This window comes from Sporosarcina psychrophila (assembly GCF_001590685.1).
GTDB lineage: Bacteria > Bacillota > Bacilli > Bacillales_A > Planococcaceae > Sporosarcina > Sporosarcina psychrophila.
Genome location: NZ_CP014616.1, coordinates 2,388,272 through 2,400,294 on the forward strand (window position 1 = coordinate 2,388,272; position 12,023 = coordinate 2,400,294).

9 protein-coding genes are annotated in these 12,023 nt (G+C 40.0%); all 9 read right to left on the reverse strand.

Annotated features, from left to right (window positions below; all coding sequences use genetic code 11):
* Positions 1 to 70: 70 nt before the first annotated feature.
* A complete protein-coding gene (locus AZE41_RS11340; RefSeq protein ID WP_067209375.1) occupies positions 71 to 1,366 on the reverse strand; it encodes a DUF4179 domain-containing protein in 1,296 nt (431 codons plus the stop codon).
* Entirely contained in the window at positions 1,367 to 1,864 is a 498-nt protein-coding gene (locus tag AZE41_RS11345; protein WP_067209376.1) for a sigma-70 family RNA polymerase sigma factor, read from the reverse strand. It abuts the gene before it with no gap.
* A gap of 635 nt (positions 1,865 to 2,499) precedes the next feature.
* Complete coding sequence (locus AZE41_RS11350; protein WP_067209378.1) at positions 2,500 to 3,978, reverse strand: amidase family protein; 1,479 nt, start codon at positions 3,976 to 3,978, stop codon at positions 2,500 to 2,502.
* A 116-nt stretch (positions 3,979 to 4,094) separates the two neighbouring features.
* The gene (locus tag AZE41_RS11355; protein WP_067209380.1) at positions 4,095 to 5,054 is read right to left on the reverse strand and encodes a GNAT family N-acetyltransferase; all 960 of its coding nucleotides are present in this window, start codon (positions 5,052 to 5,054) and stop codon (positions 4,095 to 4,097) included.
* A 150-nt stretch (positions 5,055 to 5,204) separates the two neighbouring features.
* A complete protein-coding gene (gene yfkAB / locus AZE41_RS11360) occupies positions 5,205 to 6,335 on the reverse strand; it encodes a radical SAM/CxCxxxxC motif protein YfkAB (protein ID WP_067209383.1) in 1,131 nt (376 codons plus the stop codon).
* Between the two features lie 292 nt (positions 6,336 to 6,627).
* Positions 6,628 to 8,490 (reverse strand): ABC transporter ATP-binding protein, encoded by a 1,863-nt coding sequence (locus AZE41_RS11365; protein WP_067209386.1) that lies wholly within the window; start codon positions 8,488 to 8,490, stop codon positions 6,628 to 6,630.
* Positions 8,487 to 10,211 carry an ABC transporter ATP-binding protein gene (locus AZE41_RS11370; protein WP_067209387.1) on the reverse strand — a complete coding sequence of 575 codons (1,725 nt, stop codon included), beginning with the start codon at positions 10,209 to 10,211 and terminating at the stop codon, positions 8,487 to 8,489. The genes AZE41_RS11365 and AZE41_RS11370 overlap by 4 nt, the downstream gene beginning before the upstream one ends.
* A gap of 45 nt (positions 10,212 to 10,256) precedes the next feature.
* Positions 10,257 to 11,291 (reverse strand): HAMP domain-containing sensor histidine kinase, encoded by a 1,035-nt coding sequence (locus tag AZE41_RS11375; protein ID WP_231885836.1) that lies wholly within the window; start codon positions 11,289 to 11,291, stop codon positions 10,257 to 10,259.
* A 5-nt stretch (positions 11,292 to 11,296) separates the two neighbouring features.
* A complete protein-coding gene (locus tag AZE41_RS11380) occupies positions 11,297 to 11,971 on the reverse strand; it encodes a response regulator transcription factor (protein WP_067209392.1) in 675 nt (224 codons plus the stop codon).
* Between the last annotated feature and the right edge of the window lie 52 nt (positions 11,972 to 12,023).

Sequence of the window (12,023 nt, forward strand, 5' to 3'; positions counted from 1 at the left end):
TTTCATTATGTTTTAAAACCTGATGAATTGATAGCGTATATTCAATTGGTGGGTAGGGTGCGAAAACTTATTAATCAAGTGGAATATCCACTTCCACCTTGCCGTCCAAATACAGCGGATAGCTATTAATATTCAGACGAATTGGATTCACTTCATTCTCAAAATCAAATGTAGAGACTGCTGTGATATAAGGTGTTTCTCTGTTAGCATGCATTTCGATTAAACTATTACTTAAATCATTGCCTTCTTTGTCAAATATTCCAGCCAATAGTAGCCAACCGCCAGGTGGATAAGTGACTTCCAATGTATTGCGGGATGGCACTTTCACAGCAATATCCAGTCCACTCGGCACATACAGCACTTTCTGTTGCTCAAAATCGACCTCGATATAATCCGAGCCTTTTGGAAGTGCTTCGATCCTCTCCATCACTAACGTTAGTTTTTTCGGCTGCCTGAAGTAATTGCTCTGCATGAATAAACTTACTTCGCCATCACGCAATAGACCGCCATCTCCATTTCTTAGTTGACCCCAATCTTCACCATTCTCATCAATCAAACGAACCGATGTAAACTTTAGTAAATGCATTGTGTTTTGTTCGTCAGTAGTTAGTCGGATTTCTGCGCGTAACGGCGAAATTTTCAATTTTTTAATGTCAATTTTTTGACCATCTACGACAACAGATTGGTTCACTTCATATACTTTTGGTTGTTTAATGGGCTTGGTGAGAGTAAATGGCACGGCGAACTTTGTCTCTGATGGATCACTCAAGTCCAAATTAAATTCAAATGACATATTAGCATACGATAATTCATCAGCAGACGTAATTTCAACTTTGTCTTCCTGTACAGTCCTTTCACCCGATCTAGAGACATTATATGAACTTGCGACACCAAATGGAATACCTTGTTGAGACACCTCTAAAGAAGTTATACTCACTTTAGAAAGATCAAAGGGGGATTCAAGCTTATAAAATATAGTCATACCCGAATGATCAGCTACGACATTCTGTAAAGTTAAGGTATAGTCGCCCTGCGTTACTACAATTCCGAGTTCTTCATAGTAATTATTTTCGACAATGTCACTGATTCCTTTATCATAAGCAATCATGCCAACGATAGGAGAAAACCCTGGGATTTTGGCCACAGCCTGTGCAAACACAGGGGAAACGCGAATCGATGTCACAAACAGCAGCAGTACAATAACAGCTACACTGGCGACTGAATACAGACCGCGCTTTCTCTTCTTAGTCAACCGATGCTGATGCACGGCATTTACACGTGCTTGATGCAATGCTTCTTTTGGGATTTCAACCGCTTCTAATTCCTCCGTCAACTTCTGCCAGTCCTGCTCATTCAAGTTGGTCATTTATAGTTCCTCCTTTGCAATGAGTACGCGTAATCTTTTTAACGTCTTGTGTAGCCTTGATTTCACAGTACCTTCGGGAATTTGCTTCAAGTGTGCAATTTCTCCGTTCTTCAAATCCTGGAAGTATTTTAAATAGATAAGTTCTTGTTGTTCTGTTGGCAGACTTGTGATAATATCGGCCATTTCAAATGGTTGATGATCTGTCGACGCTAGTTCAATTTCATGATTGTAGACTAATTTCTCTTGTTTCTTTTTCATATCCAGGCAAATATTGATGATAATTCGGACAAGCCAGGTTGCTATGTACGTTGGTTCTTTGACGGTATGTATCTTTTTTAAAGCTCGATACGTCAGCTCTTGCATAGCTTCAATAGCATCATGCTCATTTTTCAAATACGCATAAGCCGTACGATAGAGCGTATCTTCATGTTGTGCCAACAGCTTCACCAACGCCCGTTCATCACCCGCAATGGCCCTTTTCGCCAAATCCAGCTCCATACTCCCACCCCCCTGTTACCTATTAGACAGTTCAAACTGGTAAATCGTTCATTTTATTTTTTTCAATAAAAAACGAATTCAACTAAATTTAGTGAACTCGTTGCTTAACTCCTTAAATTAGTTAGCAAAATAATTGGTGAAACCTCATAACATGAGTGAAATAACTCTTGTAACTATTTATCTTTTGGAATAAAGAGATATTCGCCAAGATTGAAATTAGGAATTAAAGCAATGATTCCATCGAATATTATATATTCTTTGTGGCAAGAAGGAAAACAACTATTCAGATTACCAAATTTACAAGAGAGTCCCCGTTAAGTGAAGTAATACAGACAAAATCCATGTTTCATTTCACCAATATGGATAAGTTATTTTTTTACCCGTCCTTTTTGCTCGAATTATTGTAATTAATTAATAACAATCTCAGCTCAATTATTGAGCGATATAAAATTTCTTATCGTATAGAGTACGATTGAATAACAATAACGAATTTTTAATTTAGCGAAAAAGACGGTAAGGCTACCTATCACTCTCCGCCGCTTTATCGGATGCTTTTTGGTACATCCATTAGAGATAATATGGAAAATTGCAGTGTTTGAATGAGTGACAGTACCGCAAAATAGCTGCTCATCAATTTAACTTTCGTGATATATCAAGTTAGGTATTTTTCGATGATTAGTAGCCTGTTCAAATGCATAGGCAAGTTTTATTAATATCCCTTCATTAAAAGCAGTACTTGCCAAAGTTATACCAAAAGGTCGTCCTCTTCTCATATAGCCCGCAGGAATAGCAATGGAAGGATACCCAGCTTTGGCGCAGATCGTTGAACCTATATAGGATGGAAAAAGAATAGCATCTAGATCATACTTTTTTAAAGCAGAATCAATTCCTATCTGAGAAAAATATAAATCATCCAGTTTTGCCTTCAAATATTCAGGATTCCTAAGCGTGTTAGGCAATCCAACCATTTCCTCCAACTTATTCTGCCCATATTTTAATGCTCTATCTGCAGCACTGTTATTAAACTGAATCAATTCAGTTATAGAGTGTACAGGCAAATGAGAGGGAAGCTTGGAAAGATAATTTTCTAAGCTATGTTTCAACTCAGATATTAATACCACCCTTTTCCACTCTCTATGAAAAGAAGGGATTTCGATATCCTTAATGACCATAGCACCTTCTTCACTTAAGGTTTGAATGGCATTCTTAAATAATTCATCATCGTATTCCTCAGATTCATAAAACTTTTTAGAAGCGTTGGTGAATACACCTATTTTAGCACCCTTTAACCCCACAGAATCCAAGTAAATTGAATAATCCTGTTGTTTCCTTCCTTCACTTTTATGAGTTGCAGCGTCAAGTTTATCGACACCAGCTAAAGCTCCTAATAAAATTGCTGCGTCCGCAACCGTTCTTGCCATTGGTCCTGCCGTGTCTTGAGAATATGTGAAAGGGATTATTCCAGTACGGCTAATCAATCCAACAGTAGGTTTTATACCTACCACCGAGTTTGTAACCGCCGGACTTAGAATAGAAGCATCTGTTTCAGTGCCAACTGACAATACTGTAAAATTTGCCGCAACTGCCACAGCAGAGCCTGAGCTCGATCCACCAACATAAAGTTCAGCATCACCATATGGGTTCAGTACTTGCCCACCTCTGGAACTATAGCCTGCCCACATTGTATTCGACATCCCATTCGCTAATTCTGTCATATTTGCCTTACCTAAGATCACCACACCTGCTTTGCGAAGTTTTTCAACAAGGAATGCATCTTCACTACTACTATGACTTTCTAATGCGATAGTTCCTGCACTCGTATGCATGGAATCATTTGTTTCAATATTGTCTTTAAGTAATACAGGAATACCATGTAAAGGTCCTCTAACACCCTTTGTTTTTCTTTCGTAATCTAGTGCTTCAGCGATAAAGATTGCATCAGGATTTATTTCAAGGACAGAATTTATTTTTGTACCATCTTGATCATACTTTGCTATTCTATAGAGGTAATACATGATCAACTCTTTTGACGTTACTTCTCCGTTTTCCATAGCTGCTTGTATATCATTAATCGTTAATTCTTCTCTAAAAAAATTGTTGAAGTTAATTTCCACTTTACCCCTCCCTCAAACCATTTTCATTTCCCTTATTTAATTGTCATAAGTCATTTTTCTATTTTAAATCATATGTTCTTTTTTTGAAGACACTTTTCACGAATGCCTCTTTATGGTCATTTAGTTACTTGATAATATGCTTCAAGTAGTTCTTCAACTAGAATGCCATTGATTTTCATACCGGAAAACTCACTTTGTTGTATATCAATATTCTTAAGATTACAGTCAATAAACTTGCTTCCTTCGAGATCGCACCTCTCAAAAGATAGTGGTGCTTTTGTTTCACCAAGATTTGTATCAGTGAAATGAACCCCGCCCAATGTAACCAGCATAAATTTACTGTTTGATAGATTTAAATCAGCAATCAGAGTATCTCTTAGATTTATGTTTTGAAACTTTGAATGGCTAAGATTGCAATTGTTAAAATGGCTTTTCATCAGATTACTATTACCAAATGAACTGCCTGTTAGGTTAACCTGATAATAATCGGTTTCAACCATACCGCAATTTTCATACTGTATGTTAGAAAGGTCTTTATTTTGAACTTGAAAATTCCTAATTTCTAAACTTTGGCTTTGTATATCAACTCCTAACGAAACACTTTTTTTCCGCTTTTCGTAACCGTATTCCTCTTCCGTTTGAAAGGTTTTCTTAAAACCCAATTTTTCGTAAAAGTAGTGATTATTAAGTTGTCTACTAGAGGTTTCCAGGTCCCAAGTTAAAACATTAGGGAACGATTCTTCTAATAAACCAATGACTTTTGAGCCTATGCCTTTCCCTTGAAATGCAGGAATTATAAATAAACGGTCAATTCTCCCGTGAGTTTTCCCCGACAATGTAACAACAACACCACCGACAATCTCTCCATTACAGATAATCTTATAATAATTCAATTCTCTAATCATATATTTAGCAGCTTCGATTGAAGCATAGTTTGATGGTTGGATATTATAATCAATAATATCCTCTTGTTTTGTCAGCCATTTTCTAGCCTCTTCATCAAATGTTTTTTTCTTAATCTTCGTTAATAGTTCCGCATCAGCTATTGATGCCTTTTCAATAGTTAACATTGGCATTTTTAGGTTCTCCTCCATTTTCTTTTCCCGCTTCCATTTTATCATAATAATCCTAATGTTTTATTCAATTGAAGAAAAACACTGCATCCACGTAAAAACGACACGACTATAAGCGATCAATGCTCATAGTCGTGTCGTTTTTAGTTTAGATTAACGTGTAATAGCCGTAATCCTCTTCGTGAAGTCCATCTCAGGATAATATGCTTCTTTTACCAATAAATTAGGCCCTAAGCAGTTAACCGCGGGACAATGGCAACCAATCGTTTTTGCAAGTGGGCGCTCAAGCCAGCGGTCGAGCATTACAGGAAGCGATTCCGTTTGAATATTGCCCATTGGCGGTGTATCACCAAAATCCGTGACAATCACATCACCAGTGAAAATATTGACGTTCAGACGGGATCTGCCATCTGGGTCATTACGTACTGATACGTTTTTACTGTTGTAAATTCGTTTTAACAGCGCCAAATCATCTTCGTTATCACTGCACGCATAAAATGGCAATGTACCAAACAGCATCCAGACATCTTCGTCACGATGATCCAGTAGCTCATGAATCGCTTTCCGCGTTTCATCTAATGAAAGCACTTCAAGCTGAGAAGCGAAATCACTTGGATACATCGGGTGCACCTCATGGCGCGCACATTTCATTTCCTCTACGACTTGTCGATGAATATGTTCTAGATGCGGCAACGTCCGTTTATTCAACATCGTTTCCGCTGAAACCATGACACCTGCTTCAGCCAATGCTCGGCTGTTATCGATCATCCGCTGGAATTGCTCAGCGCGACGCTCTCGAGGTGGTTTACGTTCCATATTAGCGAATCCACCGTCCACGAAGTCGTCAACTGTGCCCCAGTTATGTGAAATATGTAAGACGTCCAAATAGGGTGCAATTGCCATATAGCGGTCGAGTGGCATCGTTAAGTTCGAATTCATTTGTGTACGGACTCCACGTTCATGCGCATACTTTAATAACGGTAGAACATAGTTCTCTACCGATTTTTTAGAGAACATCGGCTCTCCGCCTGTGATACTTATAGTTCGTAATTGTGGAATTTCATCTAGGCGAGACAGTAGCAATGCTACTTGTAATGCGTCAGGATCTTTATGCTGTAACATATACCCGACTGCACAATGTTCACAACGCATATTGCATAAATACGTCGTCGTGAATTCAATGCTAGACAATGTCAGTTTACCATGCTCCTGTACATCCAAGTATGCTTCCCATGGATCGTAAGCAGGCGTCATTTTTTTGAGTGTTGCTACATCAGTTTTCATTTTTTATTAACTCCTATACGTATAATAAGCTACTAAAATAGTATGCACCTCAAGTGGACCTTTCGCAAGGCATAAAAAATACCCTATCCAAGAAATCAATTCGTGGAAGGGGTATTTCTACCTCGTCTAGACTTAAGTGCCTCTGAACAGGCGCTTCCGCTTTTGTCTCGTCCAGACTTCCAGCGCCTTGCCCCTCGAGTCACTTCAGTCTTGCTGATAAAGGCAAAGAGCGCCTTTATCTTCAAGCCTTCCAGTGCTAATCGGGGCAGAACAGACGCTTCCGCTTTTGCTGTTACACTGCAGGTTTATTAGAAAACTGGCTGTTGTACAAATCTGCGTAAAAGCCGTTCTCTTCCAACAGCTCGTTATGTGTTCCTTGTTCAATTACCTTCCCTTGATCCATTACGATGATTAGATCAGCATCCCGGATCGTTGAAAGACGGTGAGCAATGACAAAGCTCGTTCTCCCTTCCATTAAGCGGTTCATCGCCTGTTGAATGAGGAGCTCTGTCCGTGTATCTACACTCGACGTCGCTTCATCCAAAATCATAACAGGAGGATTTGCCAGAACGGCACGAGCTATCGTAATAAGTTGCTTTTGTCCTTGAGAAATGTTAGATGCTTCCTCATTCAAGACTGTATCATAGCCCTCCGGCAATGTTCGAATAAAGTGATCGGCATGAGCCATTTTGGATGCAGCGAAAATCTCATCATCCGTTGCGCCCTCTTTCCCGAAAGCGATATTGTCTTTAATCGTCCCATTAAAGAGCCATGTATCTTGGAGAACCATTCCAAAAGTCGTTCGAAGATCTTCACGTGACATATCACGTGTGTCGAGTCCGTCAATTGTAATCTTCCCGCCGTTCAGTTCGTAAAAACGCATTAATAAATTAATCAATGTCGTTTTCCCGGCACCAGTTGGCCCTACAATGGCGACTGTTTGACCTGGGCTCACGTCAATGTTCATATCTTCAATTAACAAATCGTCCCCGTAACCAAAGTCGACGTGTTCAAATGTCACTGTACCTTCTGCACGCGTTAAACTCGCTATTGTAACTTCTTTTATTTCTTCTCCCTCATCAAGAAGTTCAAAGACCCGCTCCGCTGCGGCGACAGTCGACTGAATGATATTCGCGATATTTGCCGTTTGCATAATCGGCTGTGTGAATTGACGTGTATACGTAATGAACGCTTGAATATCCCCGATTGAAATAGCGCGCTGTGTTACTAAAATACCACCAACTACACAGATAACGACATAGCTGAGGTTCCCAATCAAAGACATCACTGGCATGATAATCCCGGAAATGAATTGGGCTTTACGGCCAGCATCATATAATTGTTCATTCACCTCATCAAATTCAGCAACGGACTTTCGCTCATGGCCGAATGCTTTGACGACTTGGTGACCTGTGTACATCTCTTCAACATGGCTATTCAATTGACCAAGCGTACGTTGTTGGGCAGCGAAATGCTTTTGTGACCTCTTCAAAATTGGCCGAATGCCAAACAACGATAGGGGTAAACTGACGAGCGCAATAAGTGTCAACACAGGGCTGATCGTTAACATCATGATAAGAATCCCAACAATTGTAACAACTGATGTGATAAATTGCGTCAAACTCTGTTGCAATGTGCTTCCAATTGTATCAATATCATTCGTTACCCGGCTAAGTGTTTCACCAACCGGACGGCCGTCGTAATATTTAAGCGGTAGTTTCTTAAGCTTGCCGTTGACGTCTTCCCGTAAATCATACACCGTTTTTTGTGCCACACTCGACATGATGTATTGTTGAATATAGCTAAATAGGCTACTGATGACATATAACCCTGCGAGTAAAAGGAGTAACTTACCGATTGCCTCAAAATCAATTCCTGCACCAGGCACACCTGTGGCCTTGCCATAAGCACCTTCAAATAATTCGGTAATCGCATTCCCCATTATTTTAGGTCCTACAATCATAAAGACTGTACTTAAAATTGCCGCAAAAAATACAGCGATTAATGAATTGCGACGGGGTTTTAAATAACCAATCAGGCGGCGTAATGTACCTTTAAAATCCTTGGCCTTTTTCCCTGTCATCATCATCATATTTCCTCCGCCAGGTCCCATTGGGGCTCCGCCTTGAGGTCGTGACTGTTTTTGTTCACTCATGCGATTTCCTCCTCCGAGATCTGTGATTCGACGATTTCACGATAGACCTGATTATGTTCAAGAAGTTCCTCGTGCGTACCAATGCCGGCAATTCCGCCGTTGTCTATGACAATGATCTGATCCGCATCGATAACGGTACTAACACGTTGTGCAACGATGAGGACAGTCGCTTGCTCCGTTTCATCTTTTAAAGCAGCACGTAAATTTGCATCCGTTTTGTAATCAAGTGCAGAGAAACTATCATCGAAAATGTAAATATCCGGTTTGCGAATTAACGCACGCGCAATGGACAATCGTTGTTTTTGACCTCCAGACACATTCGACCCACCTTGAGAAATAACAGCATCGTAGCCGTCATCCATCCTTGAAATGAAATCTTCAGCTTGCGCAGTACGAGCAGCATGCTCGATTTCAGCTTGCGTTGCATCTTGTTTGCCGAAACGAATGTTTTCAGCAATCGTACCGGAAAAGAGCAGCGCTTTTTGTGGAACGAAGCCGATTTTCGATCGTACTTCTTCTTGTGATGATTCGCGAATATCAACACCATTGACGCGAATCGTACCGGAAGTAACGTCATAAAAGCGTGGAATCAAGTTAATAAGCGTTGTTTTTCCCGCGCCTGTTCCGCCAATAATAGCAGTCACTTTACCCGATTTTGCCGTAAAGCTAATATCCGATAATGCTGGCGCCTCGGCACCTGGGTAGCTGAATGATACACTGTCAAATTCAAGTGTTCCGGGCTCTTTGTCCGCTTTTTTAGTACCTTCATCCAGAAACGTTGGTTGCATCGCAAGAACTTCGTTAATCCGTTTTGCTGAAACAGCAGCTCGAGGTATCATAACAAACATCATCGATGCCATAACAAGTGCGAACATAATCTGCATAACGTATTGTATAAATGCCATCAAATCCCCAATTTGCATGGCACCATTATCAATTCTAAGTCCACCAAACCAAATTACCCCAACAACGGTTAGGTTCATAACGAGCATCATAACAGGCATTAAAAATGCCATCATCTTGTTAACCTTTATCGATACATCAGTCAGATCTTTATTCGCTTTCTTTAAGCGAACCTGTTCTTGTTTTTCACGGTTAAACGCACGAATCACACGAATACCTGTTAAGTTCTCGCGTAAAACAAGGTTTAGCCGGTCCAATCGCGTTTGCACAGTTTGGAACAGTGGTACTCCTTTATAAAGAATAAGTAACACTGAACCGATTAATATAGGCATCGCCGCAACAATAATTAACGATAACTTTGCATCCTTTGAAACAGCCATAATTATACCGCCAACCAGCATAATCGGAGCACTTACGACCATCCTTAGCATCATAATGACCACTTGCTGCACTTGCGTGATATCATTTGTCGTTCTAGTAATCAGTGATGCCGTGCCAATTTCATCAAAATCTTGAAGTGAAAAATTCTCCACATGATCAAATACTTTTCGGCGGATATCCCGACCTAATCCCATTGCCGCTTTTGAAGAGTAGTAACTTGCAACAACAGATGCAATCGCCCCAAGTGCAGCAACTAAGAGCATGATTCCTCCAATCTTCCAAATATACGGGATATCACCAATAACGACTCCTTTGTCGATAATATCCGCCATTAGCGTCGGCAAAAATAGATCCGACATCGATTGAATGAAAACAAGTCCTAATATCGCTAGTACAATCCATTTGTAGACGGATAAATTTTTTAACAATTTTAACATTCCACAGATTCTCCTTGTTCTATAGACTTCCTGACAATCACTTTCTTAAATTAGCAAAGTAACTGTAAAAATAGTGCCTTCATTCAATTTACTTTGTACTTGAATAGAACCATCATGCATGTCGATGATTTTCTTCGTAATGGACAAACCTAAGCCGCTTCCACCTAGCATACGATTACGTGATTTATCCACTTTATAGAAGCGCTCAAATATATGCGCTTGATCTTCCTCAGCTATACCCATTCCTGTATCCGCAATGGTCACAACTGCTTCCTGCGCACGCTGATATAGAACTATTTTCAGACTACTACCACTAGGTGTGAACTTAATACTATTGTTAATGAGATTAATCCATACCTGACTCATCAGCTCTTCGTCAGCGATGATTTCCACTTCATCTAATGAAATATCCAACTCCAACGATTTAGCAACCCATTGAGGTTCACAAGATAGAATGATTTCACGAATTTGTTTATCCAAACGATACGCTACTGGCTCAAAAGGGTGATGTTGAGATTCTATGGATGTTAGCTTCAGTAAATTATCGCTTAGATTGGCTAATCGCCTACTCTCGGTTTCAATAATCCCAAGATAATGTTCCCGTTCCTTTAACGTTAAATCGCTTTGCTTTAAGACAGTAGCAAAACCACTAATCGAGGCAAGTGGCGATTGGATTTCATGCGAGACATTGGAGATAAACTCTTGACGCATTTGCTCTATTTGATTCAGCTCTACCGCCATCTCATTAATGCTCTCTACTATTTTTCCAAAAGGATGATTCTTTTTATGTTTAAATTGATTCGCCAACTTGACATCATAATCGCCCTTGGAAATTCTTCGCATGGCATCAATCATCATTGTGAAAAAATCCATTCGGCGTGGAGAAACAAACCTCGAAAAAATCCAGCTAGTAAGAATAAAAAGGAAGATCATTGCAAATAGTGTAATCAGCCCTCTAGAGAAGTCACTGATATGCAAATCCCATTTCTTATGAATGAACGAAGTTCCTAAGTAAGCTAGCGACCAGTAGCAAACAGTGACGATTAACCACGCAATTACGGCCGTTCCAATACGCAGCACTTTTCTCAACCTTCTACCTCTAGGCGATAACCTAATCCACGAATGGTGCTAATCTTAAAGGAATCACAGTGATCGGAAAAACGCTCGCGCAATCGATTAATATGCACGTCAACCGTTCGATCTGTACCTTCGTAATCATACCCCCATATATCCTCAATCAACTGCTCCCGCGAAAAGGTTTTACCTGGATAGCTCGCTAATTTAAACAGCAATTCAAATTCTTTCAGCGGTAGCTCCACGTTTCGATTTTCCAAGAACACTTCATATGTTTTGCGATTCATCATCAGTTCGCCTACCTGAACCGTCTGCGAAATTGCAATTCGATAGCGTTTAAGTAGCGCTTTTACCCGTGCAACAAGTTCAGCTGGCTCAAATGGTTTCACAAGATAATCGTCTGTACCCAACTCAAACCCTTTGACTTTCTGTGTCGTATCTCCTTTGGCTGTCAGCATCAGCAACGGGATATCATACTGCTTTCTAATTTCTCGGCATAACTCCCATCCATCCATGTTTGGCATCATTATATCTAATATAACTAGGTCTGCCTTAAATGACTCCAGTGCTGCCAAAGCTTCAACACCATCACATGCTTCAACAATTTCAAGGCCGTCTGGACGTAAGAAAAGTCCGACCAACTCGCGCATATGTGGATCATCATCTACAATTAATACCTTTGCCATGCTTGAACACCTTCTTTCTTTGCTCAACAATTAATTCATTTTAATAGATGCA